The organism is Oribacterium asaccharolyticum ACB7 (assembly GCF_000238075.1).
GTDB lineage: Bacteria > Bacillota > Clostridia > Lachnospirales > Lachnospiraceae > Oribacterium > Oribacterium asaccharolyticum.
The window spans coordinates 63,788-81,570 of the sequence record NZ_JH414506.1; the positions used below are offsets into that span (position 1 = coordinate 63,788).

At 44.7% G+C, this 17,783-nt stretch carries 17 protein-coding genes; all 17 read right to left on the bottom strand.

Going from position 1 to position 17,783, the window contains the following annotated elements:
* Positions 1-520: 520 nt before the first annotated feature.
* Entirely contained in the window at positions 521-757 is a 237-nt protein-coding gene (locus HMPREF9624_RS08150) for a hypothetical protein (protein ID WP_009537350.1), read from the bottom strand.
* Positions 758-1,384: 627 nt separating this feature from the next.
* The gene (rpsI, locus tag HMPREF9624_RS08160) at positions 1,385-1,777 is read right to left on the bottom strand and encodes a 30S ribosomal protein S9 (protein WP_009428996.1); all 393 of its coding nucleotides are present in this window, start codon (positions 1,775-1,777) and stop codon (positions 1,385-1,387) included.
* Positions 1,778-1,791: 14 nt separating this feature from the next.
* Positions 1,792-2,220, bottom strand: coding sequence for a 50S ribosomal protein L13 (gene rplM, locus HMPREF9624_RS08165; RefSeq protein WP_009429680.1), 429 nt, complete (start codon positions 2,218-2,220; stop codon positions 1,792-1,794).
* Between the two features lie 318 nt (positions 2,221-2,538).
* Positions 2,539-4,443 carry a nucleotidyltransferase family protein gene (locus HMPREF9624_RS08170; protein WP_009537351.1) on the bottom strand — a complete coding sequence of 635 codons (1,905 nt, stop codon included), beginning with the start codon at positions 4,441-4,443 and terminating at the stop codon, positions 2,539-2,541.
* 83 nt (positions 4,444-4,526) lie between these two features.
* Positions 4,527-4,928, bottom strand: a complete 402-nt coding sequence (locus HMPREF9624_RS08175) for a hypothetical protein (protein ID WP_009537352.1) — start codon at positions 4,926-4,928, stop codon at positions 4,527-4,529.
* Between the two features lie 113 nt (positions 4,929-5,041).
* Positions 5,042-5,449, bottom strand: coding sequence for a flagellar export chaperone FliS (locus HMPREF9624_RS08180; RefSeq protein ID WP_036595035.1), 408 nt, complete (start codon positions 5,447-5,449; stop codon positions 5,042-5,044).
* 208 nt (positions 5,450-5,657) lie between these two features.
* Positions 5,658-6,908 (bottom strand): dicarboxylate/amino acid:cation symporter, encoded by a 1,251-nt coding sequence (locus HMPREF9624_RS08185; protein WP_009537354.1) that lies wholly within the window; start codon positions 6,906-6,908, stop codon positions 5,658-5,660.
* Positions 6,909-7,065: 157 nt separating this feature from the next.
* Complete coding sequence (gene fliD / locus HMPREF9624_RS08190; RefSeq protein ID WP_009537355.1) at positions 7,066-9,612, bottom strand: flagellar filament capping protein FliD; 2,547 nt, start codon at positions 9,610-9,612, stop codon at positions 7,066-7,068.
* A 341-nt stretch (positions 9,613-9,953) separates the two neighbouring features.
* On the bottom strand, positions 9,954-10,778 hold the full coding sequence (locus HMPREF9624_RS08195; RefSeq protein WP_009537356.1) for a late competence development ComFB family protein: 825 nt from the start codon (positions 10,776-10,778) through the stop codon (positions 9,954-9,956).
* Complete coding sequence (locus tag HMPREF9624_RS08200; protein WP_009428542.1) at positions 10,747-11,559, bottom strand: ParA family protein; 813 nt, start codon at positions 11,557-11,559, stop codon at positions 10,747-10,749. Before HMPREF9624_RS08200 ends, HMPREF9624_RS08195 begins: the two co-directional genes overlap by 32 nt.
* Before the next feature lie 29 nt (positions 11,560-11,588).
* Positions 11,589-12,659: a hypothetical protein gene (locus tag HMPREF9624_RS08205; protein WP_009537357.1), complete on the bottom strand. Its 1,071-nt coding sequence runs from the start codon at positions 12,657-12,659 to the stop codon at positions 11,589-11,591.
* Positions 12,660-12,978: 319 nt separating this feature from the next.
* On the bottom strand, positions 12,979-13,929 hold the full coding sequence (locus HMPREF9624_RS08215; RefSeq protein ID WP_009429137.1) for a chemotaxis protein: 951 nt from the start codon (positions 13,927-13,929) through the stop codon (positions 12,979-12,981).
* Between the two features lie 81 nt (positions 13,930-14,010).
* On the bottom strand, positions 14,011-14,499 hold the full coding sequence (locus tag HMPREF9624_RS08220) for a chemotaxis protein CheD (RefSeq protein WP_009428502.1): 489 nt from the start codon (positions 14,497-14,499) through the stop codon (positions 14,011-14,013).
* 1 nt (position 14,500) lies between these two features.
* Complete coding sequence (locus HMPREF9624_RS08225; RefSeq protein ID WP_009428885.1) at positions 14,501-15,118, bottom strand: chemotaxis protein CheC; 618 nt, start codon at positions 15,116-15,118, stop codon at positions 14,501-14,503.
* 32 nt (positions 15,119-15,150) lie between these two features.
* Positions 15,151-15,954 (bottom strand): flagellar hook-basal body complex protein, encoded by an 804-nt coding sequence (locus HMPREF9624_RS08230; RefSeq protein ID WP_009537358.1) that lies wholly within the window; start codon positions 15,952-15,954, stop codon positions 15,151-15,153.
* A 41-nt stretch (positions 15,955-15,995) separates the two neighbouring features.
* The gene (locus tag HMPREF9624_RS08235) at positions 15,996-16,766 is read right to left on the bottom strand and encodes a flagellar hook-basal body protein (RefSeq protein ID WP_036595131.1); all 771 of its coding nucleotides are present in this window, start codon (positions 16,764-16,766) and stop codon (positions 15,996-15,998) included.
* A gap of 205 nt (positions 16,767-16,971) precedes the next feature.
* Positions 16,972-17,751, bottom strand: a complete 780-nt coding sequence (locus HMPREF9624_RS08240; protein WP_009429807.1) for a sigma-70 family RNA polymerase sigma factor — start codon at positions 17,749-17,751, stop codon at positions 16,972-16,974.
* Positions 17,752-17,783 lie beyond the last annotated feature (32 nt).

The following is a 17,783-nucleotide window of genomic DNA, read 5'->3' on the forward strand; positions in this document are numbered from 1 at the left end:
CCCATGAATAAGCCTTATGTTATGCGGTATCTGCTCAATTACGTTTCGCACTTTCCGCTGTCAGGTATTTCATGGGGCATACATTTGATTACACAGTTACCTTGTTCAGCCCTTCGGTATCATCCATTTCAGAATCATACCTACTACGGCTTCTGCTGACTTCTCACAGTTCGTTGTTGCTACGGCGAGTTTCCTCGTCTGTGAGACCTCACGGGATAAGCCTGCCAGTCTTTCCTCGTCTACCTGCCTGATTTACGCCTACGGGTTACGGTTGCCTTTTGGACTTTGCTGCTTTTAGCCAGCTCATCCGCCGTAAACGCCTTAATATCAGGTTTCTGTTCGTCAGGCTACGATTTCGCTATCCCTTCTTCTCGCCTACACCTCGCGATGTAAACCTTGGGAGTCGCTATGGGGTTCGTCGGCAACTACGCCCCTTGTGGACTTGCACCACAGATTGACGGCATGCCCGTCATACTAAAAAAAGAGAGCCCGCAGGCTCTCTTATATAATTCTTCAAAAATTACTTCTTAGAAGACTCTTCAGTGCTCTCAGACTCTTCAGCTGCTGCTGTAGTCTCTTTAGCATCCTTCTTATCGCTCTTCTTCTCCTCTGCTGCAGTGGTCTCCTTAGCAGCCTCTGTCTCTACCTTGCTCTCTGTTGCTGCAGTAGTCTCTGCCTTCTTACCGGAACATGCAACCATTGTAAGAGCTGCTGTCATTGCTGCAAGTACAAATAATCCTCTAACCATCTTTCTCATAATAGTCTCCTCTCTTCTGCCCATGCAGAAAAAACATTTTTCTTTCTTTTCCTCTTTCTTTCAACAAAATAACACATCGCTGAAAGACGGGAGTAAGGATACTCCTCAGCTTTTTAAAAGACAAGTTTTTTTATCAATTTTAAAAACTTATTAAGAAATTTTCCCAAAAATTTTTTCCATGTTTGTAGAAAAGTACAAAAGCACTTTTTTATATTATTCGCCAGAATGGAAAGTAAGCGCTGTCTCATCAATAAGTGCGCCTCACAGATGAGCTTAACAGACTCCGGGAATCGCTGTATCATTTCAACCCGTAACGGCATCTCCTTCGTTTCCCACCGGTGATGAGTAAGATGCCCTTTGGCATCTTACTGCGAGTAGTTGCAAGCCTTGGGCGAGCAACTCGCAAGTTTACGGGATAAGAAAAGACTCCCCAATTGCTTGAGGAGTCCCATATACTTGATATGTCTTTTCTTATCTCTTGGAGAACTGTACGAGCGATGAGTAAGATGCCCTTTGGCATCTTGCCGCGAGTAGTTGTGAGCCTTAGGCGAGCAACTCGCAAGTTTACGGGATAAGAAAAGACTCCCCAATTGCTTGAAGAGTCCCATATACTGAATATGTCTTTTCTTATCTCTTTGAGAACTGCGGAGCACGACGAGCAGCCTTTAATCCGTACTTCTTTCTCTCCTTCATACGAGAGTCTCTTGTAAGGAATCCCGCTCTCTTTAAAACCGGTCTGAAGTCGCTGTCCATCTCGCAAAGTGCACGCGAGAGACCGTGACGGATAGCGCCGGCCTGTCCTGTGGTACCGCCACCGCATACATTCACAAGAACATCAATCTTGCCTTCGTTCTGTGTAGCCACGAGAGGCTGACGAACGATAGTCTTCAAAGTCTCCAAACCGAAATACTCATCGATGGAGCGCTTATTTACGGTAATCTTACCTGTACCCGGCATGATATACACTCTTGCTACAGAGCTTTTTCTTCTACCGGTGCCGTAATTTCTATTTGTAGCCATTCTCTATTCCCCCCTTAGATTGATAATGCAACTGGTTGCTGTGCCTGGTGCTTGTGCTCCGGGCCTGCATACACGAAAAGTTTCTTGTACATCTGTCTACCTAAAGGTCCCTTGGGAAGCATTCCCTTTACAGCAAGTTCGATAACCTGCTCCGGCTTGTTGGCTCTCATATCTCTTAAAGAAGTTTCCTTCATGGAACCAACATAACGAGAATGGGTGCGATACAACTTCTGCTCAAGCTTCTTTCCTGTTACCTGAATCTTCTCTGCATTAACTACGATTACATAGTCACCACAGTCTAAGAACGGTGTGAAAGTCGGCTTTCTCTTTCCGCGAAGAACGGATGCTACTTCCGATGCAAGACGTCCGAGTGTCTTCCCCTCTGCATCTACCACGAACCACTTTCTTTCGATAGTAGAAGCCTTTGCTACGTAAGAATTCATAACAACCTCCTATGTGTAGGCTACTTACTCTGGTCCAGTCAGGGACTGATTTCAGTATTTAATGTAGCCCGGGCCTAAGGCCCTGCTTTAAGTAATATTCGGGCTTAGTGAACTCGGAAATGAGCATAGTTCACCTGTCCTTTTGCAAAAATGCTTTGTTATTCTACCCCTTTTTTCTACCGCTGTCAAATAGATTTTCGAGATTCACACTCTTCTCTTTCGAGATTCACACTCTTCTCTTTTTAAGCTTCAAGCCCTTTCTTTTTTGAGTTTCAAGACTTTACTTTTTTTGCTTTGGAATCTCTCTTCTTCAAGTATTTATTCCTCAGACTTCTCCTTCGGAAAGCTCCAGGACTGTACCTTTACCTCCCGGCCGTCCAAGGTGGCATACTCTTCCTTTTTATGCTCTTCGGAATGCTCTTCCTTCTCTTCGCTTCCCTTCGATGCATTGTATTTCGGGAAATCATAGCGTTCCCCTTCCAGAGACTTCCGGTACTGTTCTTCTACTTCCTTTTCGTTCTCTTTCAGTTCTTCCTCGGAAAGCGTCGGCGTGCCGTCTTCGGAAAGAAGGAGAGAAAGCATAGCAAGCGCTCTTTCTTCTTCCGCTTCACTCAGCTTCCCGCCGTGCTCTGTATTTTGATTCCCCAAAGTACTCCGAGCTTCGGCTCGCGGATTCCCTTGCGCTTGATAGTCTGCACTTACAAAGGGCTTTGGAGCAGAAAAATCCCATAGATTCCAGTCGTTTTCCTTATCCTCATCCGCTTCCTCATTCTCGTTGATTTCTTCTGAAAGAAAAGCAAGGTCTTCATTAAGAGGAAGTTCCACAGCTTCTTCAGACGGATTCTCCGGATTTTCCGCCGTTGTAGCGGAAGTCTCTTCCTCTTCGTCTCTCTTTTTCTTCTTATAAAATACTTTCTTTCGTCCGTTCTTTCGGAAAGGATCCGCCTGGTAACCGATTTCCTCAATAGAGTAGACGTTGTTTCCTCTATCGGGAGACTCTGTACTCTTCCCGTCCTCGGTCTTCCCGCTTTCTTCCTTCTCTTCTATTTTATCCGGAAGCAGAACAATTTTAAGCAGCTTCCAATCTCTCTTAATCCAGTAGAGCGGAAGCAGGAATCCCTTATCTTCCAATTCCGGGTAAAGGCTGACCATATACCCCTTATCCGGGAATACCCAGCGAAGCTGCCTTCCAATCGCTTTCCAGCGCTCCTGCCACTTCTTTTTCCACTTCCTCCATTTCTCGGCTCTTTCTTCCCGATTCTCCGCATCCCGAATGGCTTTTCTAAGTTTTTCAGCTTCCGGAATACTGTCTCTTCCCACCGTTCCGTTGGAAAGAATACGAGCTTCCATGTCATCATAAAGACTTATACTGTCCTTGGGATAAGGGAAAAGGGTCTCCTTTCTGCTGCTGAACCACATATCCGCAATTTGCAAGAGACTTTGGGAAAGAATCGGAATTCCCAGCTCCTTGATTCTCGAGTCCAGAAAACGATGATTCATATCCTTATAAAATAACTTATAAAACAGATACAAATCCAGGAGTTCTCTGATTCTCAGGTTATCCGAACAAAAGTGGTAGGACGCTTCAGCCAGCCGGAAAAGATAGCTGCTCTCAAGGGAAAGCACCTTTAAAGAGGGGCGATTTTTATCCGCATAAGCCCGATCCAAAAGACTTTTCATGGCTTTTTTATAAGTCTTTGTAAGGAAGGGAAGAGTGTGATAGATTTCAATCTGAAATCCCCCAATCCTCTTCATATGCTCTCCGAAACCTTTATAAAACATGTCTGTCTCATAACCGAGATCAATAAGGTATCCCTTGGCCAGATAATATCTCTCCTCGGGAATATAGAGGCGTAACGGAGAATTTGCCGCAGTTTCGGGAAGATGATAAAGTCTTCTTACCGCAGCACTTTCCAGAATCACAGCCGGTACTTTTAAGGCTTGAAAAGCATCCAGAATTTCCAGTTCGGAAGCTTCATAAACTTCCCCGTAACGTACCGCTTCCTGATATCTCTTAAAGAAGCGCTCACCAAAAATAGCGGGGACTCTCGCTCCCGCTGATAACATACCAAGATAAATAGCCGAGGATATTTCATGATAGTCAGCTATACGATAGAGTCTTCCCCAGTTCATTCTCCGAACCACAGGGAAAGAATCATCTTGCCGCAATGTGCCTCCCAACAAGTTCAATAAAAACTTGCCCTCATATACACTTCGATTCATTACCTTCCTTGTTTTCCTTTCCCACTCCCTGAAAACGAGGCGGCGGGTTCACCGTACCGCACTCGTTATGAATCAAAATCCTTCTATGTAAATATCTTTTCCGCGTAGTAGTCTTTTGTCCTGCCTGCACGAAATTCTATTTGTTTGTTCTTCCGCTTGACTTCTTCCAGCATCGCTTCTACCTTATGGTAAAGTTCCGAGATCTTTCTTTCCCATTTGTTGGAAAAAACCTCTTCCCCTTCTCCTCCGGTAGTAAGGGAGCGGAACAGCTTTGCATCGGCAACGCTTTCTTCCACCATGGCACGAATCTCTATATCGTTCGTTTCCAATTCCCCCAAGGATTCCTGTCTCAAATCCAAAAGCAAATCCAGGCTCACATTATCCTGTCTTTCCGCCGCCAGAAGAATCTCATCCGTCTCCTTGCCTATCTTGCTCATGATATTATATCTTCTCTGATATAGCGTGGCAAGTTTTTCCACATCCATCTCTTTCCCTCCCTTACGGTAGAAAAGAGGCTGTAAAAAAGATACAGTTTATGTTCTTTTTCCACATCCCCTTTTCACTTACGATATTGTATGTTGAAACGTTCCGTCTGATTTTAGCCTACTACCTTTACCTCTTTCGGCATATGGGTATCCATGACTTTTTGGCTGGCTCCGTAGAATCCGTCCCGAAGATCGGTTAAAATTGCAACAAGCTTCGGAAGCTCATCCTTTCTTCTGTCTCTTCCCGCAAGGACAAGACCCAAATCAAAAGTAACAAAGTCATATAAACGGAGCAAATCCCTGCTGATAGGCTGTTCCATATCCAGAGTCTGACGCAAGTAACGAATGATCATATTGCATTTCTTCATTGCCTCTTCAAACTTATCGTATTTTTTATCCTCCAATGCAAACTCAGCAAGCTTTAAGCTTTTGATTGCCTCATCAAAGGTCAAAACCAAAAGTTCTCCCTGGCTCATCTGCATAATACTCTGCTCTTGGTACTTTTTTTGATACTCCTTCATATCCTCTCCTATTATCCGAAATTTCAAAACAGGCACAAGCACTCCTCCTCTGTTTTGTAAGTGCTCTGCTAAAGTGCCTCCCGATTCATCCTCTTAGAATACTTCGTCCTATTCGCTATTTTATATAAAGTATTTTTCAAAAAAATCCCCGCCTCTCCTATAAAAGGAGACGCAGGGATTCTTTATTCGGAATATTTTTTACAATGTACTATTTTGCAGCTTTCGCTTTTCTCGCTTTTCTCTCTTCCAAATGGGAAACCACCATAGTGCAGGCTGCATCACCCGTAATATTGACGGTCGTTCTTCCCATATCAAAGATACGATCCACTCCGGCAACAAGGGCAATACCGTCTACCGGCAGACCTACCGAAGTCAATACCATGGCAAGCATAATCATCCCCGCACCGGGCACGCCGGCTGTTCCGATGGAAGCCAGAGTGGCAGTAAGGATAATGGTAATAATCTGGGAAAGAGTCAAGTGGATTCCATAGCAGGACGCAATAAAGATAGCGCAAATTCCCTGGTAAATGGCAGTTCCGTCCATATTGATGGTCGCACCGAGCGGAAGGACAAAGGAAGCAATCTCCCGCTTTGCACCAAGCTTTTCCGTACACTCCATATTAATGGGCAAAGTTCCAACAGAGGATGCCGAAGAAAAAGCAAACATAATGGCCGGCATCATGCCCTTAAAGAACTTTACGGGAGACAACCCTCCCAGTACTTTCACCGTAGCGGAATACACGAAAACGGCATGCACAATATAGCCGATATAAGCCGCAAGAAGAACCGTGGCAAGAGAACCGATAATTTTCGGACCGTTTGCCGCAATCACCGGGCAAAGCAGACAAAATACACCGATTGGCGACAGGCTCAAAACCATTTCCATACACTTCATGAAAATGTCGTTAAAATCATTGAAAGCGGCTACGACACGGATGTTCTTCTCCTCCACCAGAATAATGGCGAATCCGAGGATAAGAGCCATCACGATAACCTGCAACATATTTGCCTCGACCATAGGCTGAATAAAGTTTGACGGAAAAATGTTGACAATCGTATCCATCAGGGAAATTCCTCCCTTTACTTCATAGCTTAAGTCCGTTGTAGCGATTATTGGAAAAAATCTGCGAAAAAGCGTTCCGAAGAATAAACCTATACTCACCGCAAAAGCTGTCGTACAAAGATAAAAGACCACGGTCTTCAAACCGATGGATCCGACCTTCCTGATATCCTGCATGGAAATAATGCCGCACATGATGGAAAAGAGCACCACCGGCACAACGATGAACTTTACCAGATTCAAAAAGATGATTCCAAACGGTTTAATATAGTGTTCCACCAGTTCACTATGCCCTTGCAGGGCAAGACCGCAAAGAATTGCCAAAACCAATGCAATAAAAATCTGCATGGCCAGAGACGGTTTTTTTCCTTTTTTCATTTCCTTATTTTCTCCTGCCATATAATTCCCCCTATTCTATAAAATTTTCACAGGGAAATACTTTAATGCAAAACATAGGACTTTGTAAAGAATTTTATAGATTCATAAGAAATGGGAGCCGAAGAATCGGCTCCCATTGTTCCTTCTATTTCATTTCCTCTTGAAAACGTCCTGCTTCTTAGCTCAAACCGCTCAGGTAAGAAGACTGTGTATTCATCTTGCTGATTAATTTCTCCAGCTGAGAGAATTGCTTCAAATAACGATCCTGCTCCGTGCTGAGAAGTGTCTTCAGCTTTTCAATCTTATCATTATTTTCCTTTAAAGCCTGGTAAACGGTCGTGGATGTGTTCTTCAGCGTTACCTTATTGGAACCGCCTTCCTTAACCAATTCTCCGTAGGAGCCGCCGTTTCTGGACGCATAACGCGTTGCATAAGGTGTCATCGCCTCTTCAACGACCTTGGCAAATCCCTTGGAACCGTTGTGTCCGCTCATGATTTTCTTTACCGTTTCCGGATTCGTCTCCATTGCCTTCTTGAACTTTTCTTCATCAAAGACAAGTTTTCCACCGTCATGAACATCGGAAGACATACTGATTCCCGCCTTCTCCATATCTTCATATTTTAAGCCGGCCTTCTGCAAATCATTTATGGCATTGGTCATGACTCTGTCCATGGAGAATTTGAAGTTTCTAACGGAAGATTCTCCATAAAGAATTCCCTGCTTAGCCTTCTTCTCCCAGTTATCGATAGAAGTCTGACTGAGTTGCTTCTTCTGCTCATCGGTCAAAGGATCATATCCTTTTTCCTTTCTGGTCTTCACATGGTCATTTAAGGACGTAATCAGTTCGTTGTATTTCTCAACAAACTTCTTCATGCTGGCCGTTGCTTTTTCCACATTTGCCTTGGAACTGAAGCTTACCGTCTTGGAACTGTCAAAATTATACGATCCGTCAGGCTTTGTCACTGCATTACCGCTCGAATCCAATTCTACACCGAACTTTCCGCTTGCCGTAATGGTCATTCCGTCAATATTGAAGGTGTTGGAAGAAGAAGTCAGAACTTCATTGATGCCGTTTCCATAGTTGTAGACAATCTCCGCATCCTGACCGTGGTTTACCTCTCCGCCGCCGCCTGCTGTAGCACCGAAAATCTTATTGGCAACATTGTTGGCATCGGAAGCATCTCCTAAATCGATACTTCTTCCCGAACCGGTTTCACTGTGAATCAAAACAAATCGTCCGGAACCCTGCATGTAGGAAGCCTTTACCCCGGCATCCGCATCATTGATTTTCTTCAACATATCGGAAACAGTGGAGTCTGAAGTGATTCCCTTGATTTCTTTTCCGTTAATCGTTAAATGCGAAAGTGCTTCATCCAGTCCGGCTTTATTTCCGGCAAAGGAATCCAGACCAAGCTTATCCAGGCTGCTCATAATAGAGCTCTCCAAAGATACACGGTTGGAAGCTCCCTTTTCGATTCCCAGATTGCTTCTAACTGTCTGGTCGGAAGAGTTCACCGAAACCGTGTCTTTTCCATTGGCACTGTTGAAAGATAAGCTGCCTGTGGAACTGTCCACCTTGATTTTTCCAGCACCGAACTCCTTATCGATATTTTTCTGCATAGCCTGTGCTACGGCATCCAGTCTGTTCTGGTTGGTTGTGGAATCATTTCCGACAAACCGTGTCTCGATATCCTGTTTCTGCGCATCGGTTAAAATGCTGACCTCTCTGCTCTTTCCGCTATGAGAAACCGTGAGCTTGGTATCCTTTAAATAATCGAGGAAACCGCTCTCCTGTACGGAAGCCTTCGAGAACTTATGCTCCGCTGCGGTTCCCGCATTAAAATTGTCAAGGCTCAAGCCGTAAGCAGCGGAACCGGTTCCTGTCGGCGTACTTCCCGGTGCACCTGCTCTATACCCTAAAGCTTCCAGGGCAGTGGATTCTTTCTTGATGACATAGTCGGAGCTGCCTTCAATGCTGATGAAGTCTTCGCCCGGATTTGCCCCCTGATTATACTTAAATTTCAAATCTTTATTTTCACCAAGCTGTACATTTTTCTGCTTGGCCGCTTTGTTTAAGTCATTAACCAGTTTTTGCTTGTCTCCGGTATAATCGATTTCCACCGTCTTTCCGTCATCATCTTTATAAGAACTCGGGAAAGTAAAGCTTGCTTTCTGGTTAAATATACCTTTTGTGGTATAGTTACCGAATTCAAGGGTCTTTCCCTCTAAATTACTGGTTTTTACGGTTTTAGCACCGGCTAAGGCATCTGCGGAGATTCCGCTTCGAATTGCTGATACGCTACCCTTTACATCGGAAACAATGGACTCTGCCGTTGCAAGCTTTGTTACGGCGGAAATCTTAAGGTTCTTCGTCATATCGGAAGCTCCGCTTGCCGTAATATACTTTGCCGCTGCCGCGTCTCCTCTTACATCCACAACATTGGATTCGTAAAGTTCTTCACTCTTAACGGAAGTAGGCGATGCAAAAGATAAGAAGTCATCCTGAAACTCGATGGTCTTATCCGCAAGTTCTCTGAATGCATCTCTCTTCCATTCAATCTGTGTGGTTTCCTGTCTGGCCTTAGTCAGCTTAGTCTGTGTCCCTCTGGACATCTGTTCAATTAACGCATCTCTGTCGAGTCCGGACGCCATTCCACCAAAGCCCCTAAGGGAGGTGTTTCCGAGTCCAGAGCTACTAGTTGCGCTTGTTGATAAACCTGCCATGATTCATCCTTCCTCTCTTTAACGAAAGCCTCTGTAGTGAAAACTTCCGTTATGATTTTTAAACGAGAAATGTAGGTGTTCCCCGCTTATTGCTTAGCAAGACCTTTGTATCTGCAGGAAGAGCTTCCCTGCCACCTCCTCAAAAGCCCAAGAATGCAGGACTCCCTTCCAAGACATTCTTATTGCTAACTTCTCATGACATTATCGGCTCTTTTTTATACTTATATAAGAAAATAAGAAAGAGACCGGAAAAAGACAAGCGGTGAAAACCGCCTTCTTCTTCACAGTCTCCTGTTGTTTAAAACATTGCAGAAATGGAAACCGACAGCTTCAGAATCGCCTTAGGCAATATTCATGGAACCGCCCTTCAGATTCTTTCGTTCCTCCGCATCAAACTTCGTCGTATCCTTTCCACGGTTCGGATCATGATGCGGGTGTTCCTTTACATCCATTACCGCTTTCAGCATTGCCACAAAAATATCCGCATGGAATTTGCTCCGGTAAAAACCAATCATCGGAGAGGTCTTGTCTTTGTCCAGCACCACATACTTCGCAGGAAGTCTGGTTAAGGAGAGTGCCGTCACATCGGCAACACACTTGTCACAGGTACAACCGCCGTACTTCTGCATCAGTCCGCGCACATCCTTTGTCTGTAAGATATCCGCCATGACATTTACGATATGAAATTCCGGTTCCGCTTCATCATACTCGGAGAGAAGCTTTTTCTCCAAATTCTGCTGAATCTCATTCGTAATCTTATCATTTTCCGAAGACTCATCAATCACGGTGACTTTGCTCTTTTTATAAGCCGGTGGAACCTCTTCCTGCAAGTTCGAATCCTTTGCCTCTTTTTTCTCTTCCTTTTTTTCCTCTTTTTCTTCGCTTTCGGAAACTTTGTTCTGCTCTATGGTATCGAAATTCTCCACTGCGGTTTTAAAGTTGCTTACCGCTCCGTCAAAGTGCTCTGCGGCCTGCTTGGTCTTCTCTGCAGCCTCATGGAAGTCGGAAAGCAACGCCTCATCGATTTCCGCCTTGGAAGACTTGGACGTCGAGGTTCCGCTTCCCAAGTCACTCGCACTCTCCACCTCTTCCGCTGCCGGTGCGGAGGTAAGTAAGTTCATCACATGAGATGTTTTATTGGATTTCGTTGTTTTCTTCGTTGCCATACGCTATCACCTCTTTCAAATGAATATCCCCTGCTATCTCTTCAATAAAGCTCATATAATCCTTGACCGCAGGAGAGCGTTTATTGTAGGTGAAAATATCTTCTCCGTGAGCGGGTGCCTCCGCAATGGCAACACCCTGCCTGATTTTCGTTTGAAATACCTTGGTGGAAATCTGCTTGGCAAGACCGTCTGCCATCTCCTCCACATCCCTGGACAAGGTGGTACGCTTGTCATACTTGTTAAGAAGAATCCCCAGTACTTTCAAATTCTTGTTTAATCCCTGCTTTACGGAGTCAATCGTCTCTCGAAGCTGAGAAAGCCCTACTAAAGATAGTATATCCGAAGACATCGGAATAATCAAAAAATCGGATACCGCATAGGCATTTACCGTTAAAAGGTTCAGTGCCGGCGGGGTATCAATCACCATATAATCATAATAATCCATAACCGGAGCAAGCATCTCTTTCAATGCCACTTCTCTCTTTCCCGGAGCCAATTTTTCCAGACCCGTAGTGGAAAGGGAGATATCCGAAGGCAAAATATCCGCTTTCGGCAAACGCCGAATGGCCTGCTGCACCTTCACCTTTCCATGTAAGGCATCTAAAATTGTGGTCGGATTACCGCCTTCCAATCCCATACAAAAGCCTAAGTTGCCTTGAGGATCCAAATCAATGCCCAGAACCTTGGCTCCCCTGTCCGCGAGACCTGCACAAATTGCTGCCGAGGTAGTGGTTTTTCCCACACCGCCCTTTTGGTTGGATACAGTAATGATGATTGACAAAACAAACCTCCTACTTTGAAAAAGGAATTCTAGTTGTTAAATTCCTGTGTCGCATAGAAAGAAAGTTCCTCTTTGCTGAAGTCCTTCAGGCCTTCCTCCAAGCCCGCCTCGTCCAAGTTATAGGACTTTACCGGGTATGGCTCTCCAAACTGATTTTGAATCGTAAGGAGTATTCTTTGGTATTCCTGAAATTCCACTTCATCCGCAAAAGAATAATACTTGGCAACGCCCATACCGTCTCTCTTTGTTGCAATGGAATAGAGCTGATTCAATCCCTCATCTTTTTTGAACTGAAAAACGGAATAGTCTTCTCCTCCGCGATTGTTTCGTAAGAATGCAATCTCTCCCGTCAGCTTGTTCCGCCGAACCACAAAGGTGTAAGGTCCATCCGCCTCAGCCTCGAGGAGCGGCATGGTGCTGCGCTCCTTGATGGGAAGCTTCTCGTTCTCCGTCTTATTCTTTGCTTCTTCTCTACTTTCTTTCGTGATACGTGTTTCTTCTTTATACAAGATAACGGCTAAAACATTGGGAGAAAGCTTCGTTTCCTCTCTCACCTTATCCTTTAAAAGGACGATGTCCTTATAGCCGTCATCATTGATATCTATCAACGCATACGCTTCAGGGTGAATCACAGCCCCTTCCAGCGTAGTTGCCGTACTGTCAGCGTCTCCGCTCGCCTTTTCTACCTTTTTCCCGAAGTCTTTCTGCTTAAGACTTTCCAGTTCTCTTCTCAGGAAGGTACGATAATCATTAAAATAGCGAAGCTCTTTACCGTTCTTTCCTATGTAAAGCTTACCGTCCTTCGTAAATTCATCTTCCAGAAGCCTTCCGTCCTCATCAAAAAAATACTCGGCCTTGTCTTCCGGATCGATGTATTTTCCGGTAACCATCCTGCCGCCCTGTCCGATATAGTAGCTCTCTCCATTGTAGCTGAGCCACTCTTCCTCCAGAGGCGTATTCGGTGCGAGATAAAAATACCAGGCATCCCCCTGCTTAATCCAATCTCCCGAAAAATTACTGTCGGCGTAAGTTTTTTCTGTAAAAAATCCCCCTGCCAAAAGGCAAAGACTTAAAAAAACAGCCATACTACTCTTTTTCATTTTTTACCTCCTTATTATACCCAAAAGCCTAAAAATATGCTAGGAATTTTCAAAATCCGGATAAAATCCAAACCGGGATATCCTTCCCCGGACACCACCTGGTTTGAACAAGATATCACACGCTTTACGCACATTATGAATAACAAAGAGGGATGGTGAAGTTCTATCCTTTTTTTCACCATCCCTGTTCCTTTCAGGCAGATCCATGCCTTCTTATTTTTAATTCCGAAACGGACATCGTATACTAACACACAATATTCCATTTTCCGCAAGCCCCGCTATGGAAGCTACAGTTTCCATCCCATAGGCCTGACAGCTTTTATTTTACCAGCAATGCGTGATCGGATTCCCGGAAACGCTTAATCAGGGTGTCCAAAACTTCTACCAAGTGACCGATTTCCGGCTTGGTAAGCTGTTCATCCGCACCGAGTTCCTTCCCCTTTATTCTCATCTGATCATTGATCAGAGAGGAGAAAATGACTACCGGGATTCTCTTTAAGCGCATATCATCCTTCACAAGCTTCGTGAGCCTGTGTCCGTCCATCATCGGCATCTCGATATCCGTAATCAGAAGGTTTACCTTCTGGTAAAGATTCTGATCATTTCGCAGAGAGGACAGATAATCCCACGCTTCCTGTCCGTTATTGAAAATGGAAACATTGGTAAAGCCGGCCTTCTGCAAAGCTGCACCAATCATTTTCTGCAGTAAAACGGAGTCCTCTGCAATGACAATCGGAGCCGTCGTGATGTCTCTCTCACCCATCTGTTCAATTTCTTCCATCTTGATACTGGTTTCCGGAGAAATTTCCGCTACAATCTTCTCAAAGTCGAGGATGGTAACCAGCTGATCATCACACTGGGCAATACCGGTAGCCACAGACTCGGCACCGTTTGCCAGCGTTCTATCCGGCTTCTGGATACTCTGCCAGGAAATACGGCTGATTCCTTCAATGGAATCCACACGGAATGCCACCATCATCTTGTTGAAGTGTGTAATGATAAATAAATCTCTGACACCCTGCTCCGGTGTTACGCCGGTAAGATAATTTGCCAGATTAATAACTGTAATCAGCTGCTGTCTCGGCTTGAAAAATCCCTCTACTGACGGGTGGGAATGCGGCATCGGCTTAATCTTCTCCGTCATCATGATTTCTTTCACCTTTGCCACGTTGATTCCGTAAAATTCTCCTAAAACGCGAAACTTCATGATTTCGATTTCGTTCGTTCCGGACTCCAGTAAAATGCCTTCCTTTTCATTTTTCTTTTTCATCTTCGTATATCCTCTCCCTTTTTCGTTCTTCCTTAAACGCGGGACTTGCATCCTGCCCCCACTAGAGTTTTGTATCTATCCTTAAATCCGGACAATGTCCCGTCCATAGGTTCGTATCAATACTTCCCCATTTCCAGTGTCCAGACTCATGGTCCTTGCATAATTTGCTCCGGTATCTTCTCCGGTAATTTTCATACCTTCTTCTCGGAGAATTTGTTTTACACTTTCGATATTTCTTTGCCCAATGTTTCCGAAACCGGCATTTCCGCTGATTTCAAACATTTTGGCGCCCCCTGCTATACGTACCGTCGTCCTACTCTTTACCATCCCAAAAGCGGTCATCTTGCGTAGCGTCTCGCGTATCCCCGTATCTGCATATTTAAAAACATTCGGGTCATTTGCATTTACCCTTTCAGGCAACATGACATGCAACAGCGCTCCCAATTTGATGTATGAGTCATAAAAGGCAAGTCCGATACAAGAGCCAAGAGCGTAGGTGATGATGAGCCCGTCTCCTCGAGTCAGCTTCATATCCCCAATTCCTACTTTTAGCTGCTTATCCAACTGCATCTTACACTCCTAGCTTTCCGAGAATCGTATTTAAAGAATGGATATCCGGAAGCATCAATAACCAAGAGGGAATACTCTTTCCATCTACCAGAAAATCCGCATTACAATACATGAGCTTATCCGACTCATAACCGAATTCCACCATAGGCACGGTGAGAATACCTCCGAGCATATTGACTGTACTGCTGGGAACCGACAGGTTGATATCCACGCCTACCAGTTGGGAAAACGCATTGATATAGGAGCAGATAATGATATTTCCGACCTCTTTTAAGGCTGAAAATGCCATGTCGTCCATCTTACTGAAGTCCTCATACTCTTTTTCCAAAAGCTTTTTCAAGAGTCTTTTGGCAAAATGAAAGTCGTAGAGGAAAAGCATCAAACCGTCCAAGTCTCCACTCATCTGTACGAGAGTTGCTCCTACGATTTCCTCTTCCTGCCCAATTCTCTTCACTGCGCCGTTGTATCCCAGGATTTTCACCTTCGGGATGGTAATGCGCACTTCTCTCTGTAAGAGCTGGGAAAGTGCCGTAGCGGCATGGCTGGTACCGATACTTCCTATTTCCTTCATGACATCGAGTTCTTGAAGATTCATATCTTCATAGCGGTTGATTTTCATCTTCTTGATTCCTTATCTTGAGCTTCGTTTGTTTATCCTCTTAACTGGTTAATCGTCCCTTCCACTTCATCAGAGGTTTGTACCATTTTTAAGGCATAGGTAAATGCTCTCTGACTCTCGATGAGGCGGGTCATTTCCTTCGCCATATCCGTTCCGGAAGCTTCCAAGGTACCCGTTTCCAGCACCGGCTTCTCCACCAGGCTTTCCACATTCTTGGTATCCCCTGCACGGATTGCAAACTCATTATCGCCCTTACTTACTAATCGACTGGGATAAGTCATTGTATAAACACCAATTTTCTGTTTCTTCTCTTCCGTATCCCCGGTTGTGCTGCTCTGTGCTCCGCTGCCTTCTCCAGCTTTTGCAGCCTCTTCGATGACCTTTAAGGCAGTGTCGTCTGCGAGCATCTTCTCTCCCTTTTCATCCAAAACATGCTTTCCGGACTCTGTTAGGAGATAAAACTTTCCGTCCGGAAACTCTCCGGCATGGAAATGACCGTTTCTGGTGTAGCTGATTTCTCCCGATTTCGGATCCATCAGCTTAAAGAAAGCATTACTTGTTCCGATGGCGTAATCATTCGGTTGTCCGGTCGTTGTAAACGCAGCGGTTCCGTACTCCGTGTTGGTTCTGACCACTGTGGTGCCGGCTCCTCCGGCCTGCAGTTCGGTCTTTGCTTCCGGAGAATCATTCAGGTTATAATTAATCAGCTCCGAAAAAATGGCATTTTTCGGTTTGAACCCGTTGTTATTGATATTCGCCAGGTTGTTACTGATGACATCCATTTTCTTCTGACTGGCGTTGGCACCGAGTGCACCAACGTAAAAAGACATATTCATAGGTATTTTCCTCTGTAGCTTATATTCTCATTTCCGGATGCTTAAATTCTACCCACATCACTGCTTGCCTTACTCATCACCGTGTCGTACATCCTAAGCATCTGCGCGGCACTCTGCAGAGATCTTTGTGAGCTCATCATCGTCGTCATCTCTTCCACCATGTCCACATTCGACTTCTCAAGCATTTTCCAATTCACCGTTGTATCTGCCGGCTTCGCAAGCTCCGCCTGTGTCGTACTGAACATGTTATTGTCTTCCTTATGCAGGCCTTCATAATTTTCAAAATCCACAACTTTTATGGTGCCGTACACCTTCCTTGTATCCCCGGTACTCTGCGGATCAAAGATGCTGCCGTCAGGATCGATGGCAAAGTTGTCATTGGGAAGAACGATATCTCCTCCCTCTTTGCTCTGTACTTTACCGATTCCTGCAAGTTCCAGAACGCCGTTTTCATCTACGGAAAAATTTCCGCTTCTTGTATATAAGGTTCCCTTATCCGTACGAACGGCGAAAAAACCTTTTCCGTTTAAGGCTGTATCATAAATTCCGTCCGTTGTTTCATAGGAGCCCTGCTCGTAATCGGTATAGGTTCTGGCAGCTGACTTAATACGGGACGCCATCGCAAGATCTTCCGGATTTTTCTTGTTGTATCTTCCGGTCCGAATCATCATCTCTTCTTTGAAGGTGGTGCTGACCATGGTATCTTTCTTATATCCTGAAGTCTGGACATTCGCCATGTTGTTACTGATTGTATTCAGATTTCTTCTTTGGGTAATCATCCCCGATGCCAAATCATAAAAGCCTTGATACATATTTTTTCCTTTCTTTTCCGGATGCAAAAAAGAGCCCTGCATCTTCCACGAACCTGAACTTAACCTTCTTTTCCCAAGAGGTCACTCATCTCGCTTCTTGATTATCGGACTCTTTTCCGCTTTCTATAAGGGCATACACCCGGAATATTTGATTCCTTTTTTACTGTCACACAGGCTTACAACAAAATCTAACTTTCCAAGAAATCTATGCTCCTTCCCGATCTCCCATAAACTTTCTCAGTTTACGGAGAGCGATGCTGTGTAGCTGAGAAACTCGAGGCTGGGAGATTTCCATAACCTCGGCAATCTGGTTCATATTCAATTCTTCCACGTAGTAGAGAGAAATAACCAGTTTTTCCTTTTCCTGAAGCGCTTCAATGGCCTCCGTTAAGGCGCGAACATTTTCCTTTTGAATGAAACTGAATTCCGGCTGTGTACTGTGGTCTAATGAAGGAATCTGAAGCAGTGCTTCATTTCCCTCGTCGTACGTCATGTCCAAGGACAAAACATTCACCATATTACTCATACGCTGAATTTTCTGTAACTTCTTTATGTTCATATTCAAGTATTCGGCCAGTTCTTCATCGCTGGGCGCTCTGCCCAAACGACCATTCAACTCTACGGTTGCCTGCTCTATACTCCGGCTGTCTCTGTGAAAGTTTCTCGGAAGCCAGTCGTTTTTCCGCATCATATCGATGACCATACCTCTGATTCGACGAGAAATATAGGTTTCAAACTTATTGTCCCGGCTCTCATCATAGCGTTCGATGGCACGCATAATCTCGATGACACCTTCGTTTACGATATCATCGGTCTGCATAAAGTCATGATACATTTCACGCATTTGATAAGCAATGGAGCGCACAATATACACGTAACGCATGGTGAGTTCCTGCTTTACCTCTTGTGCATGCGTTTCCTTATACAGTGTAAATAGTTCTTCATTTGTTTTTCCCTCTAAGCTGGGATAATTCAGTGTATTCAAGATGGATTCCTCTTTCCCCGGATTTCAACTTA

Excerpts from the sequence above, each read along its gene's own strand:
- HMPREF9624_RS08150 (WP_009537350.1), bottom strand. The coding sequence starts at position 757 with ATGAGAAAGATGGTTAGAGGATTATTTGTACTTGCAGCAATGACAGCA.
- rpsI (WP_009428996.1), bottom strand. The coding sequence starts at position 1,777 with ATGGCTACAAATAGAAATTACGGCACCGGTAGAAGAAAAAGCTCTGTA.
- rplM (WP_009429680.1), bottom strand. The coding sequence starts at position 2,220 with ATGAATTCTTACGTAGCAAAGGCTTCTACTATCGAAAGAAAGTGGTTC.
- HMPREF9624_RS08170 (WP_009537351.1), bottom strand. The coding sequence starts at position 4,443 with ATGAATCGAAGTGTATATGAGGGCAAGTTTTTATTGAACTTGTTGGGA.
- HMPREF9624_RS08175 (WP_009537352.1), bottom strand. The coding sequence starts at position 4,928 with ATGGATGTGGAAAAACTTGCCACGCTATATCAGAGAAGATATAATATC.
- HMPREF9624_RS08180 (WP_036595035.1), bottom strand. The coding sequence starts at position 5,449 with ATGAAGGAGTATCAAAAAAAGTACCAAGAGCAGAGTATTATGCAGATG.
- HMPREF9624_RS08185 (WP_009537354.1), bottom strand. The coding sequence starts at position 6,908 with ATGGCAGGAGAAAATAAGGAAATGAAAAAAGGAAAAAAACCGTCTCTG.
- fliD (WP_009537355.1), bottom strand. The coding sequence starts at position 9,612 with ATGGCAGGTTTATCAACAAGCGCAACTAGTAGCTCTGGACTCGGAAAC.
- HMPREF9624_RS08195 (WP_009537356.1), bottom strand. The coding sequence starts at position 10,778 with ATGGCAACGAAGAAAACAACGAAATCCAATAAAACATCTCATGTGATG.
- HMPREF9624_RS08205 (WP_009537357.1), bottom strand. The coding sequence starts at position 12,659 with ATGAAAAAGAGTAGTATGGCTGTTTTTTTAAGTCTTTGCCTTTTGGCA.
- HMPREF9624_RS08215 (WP_009429137.1), bottom strand. The coding sequence starts at position 13,929 with ATGAAAAAGAAAAATGAAAAGGAAGGCATTTTACTGGAGTCCGGAACG.
- HMPREF9624_RS08220 (WP_009428502.1), bottom strand. The coding sequence starts at position 14,499 with ATGCAGTTGGATAAGCAGCTAAAAGTAGGAATTGGGGATATGAAGCTG.
- HMPREF9624_RS08225 (WP_009428885.1), bottom strand. The coding sequence starts at position 15,118 with ATGAAAATCAACCGCTATGAAGATATGAATCTTCAAGAACTCGATGTC.
- HMPREF9624_RS08230 (WP_009537358.1), bottom strand. The coding sequence starts at position 15,954 with ATGAATATGTCTTTTTACGTTGGTGCACTCGGTGCCAACGCCAGTCAG.
- HMPREF9624_RS08235 (WP_036595131.1), bottom strand. The coding sequence starts at position 16,766 with ATGTATCAAGGCTTTTATGATTTGGCATCGGGGATGATTACCCAAAGA.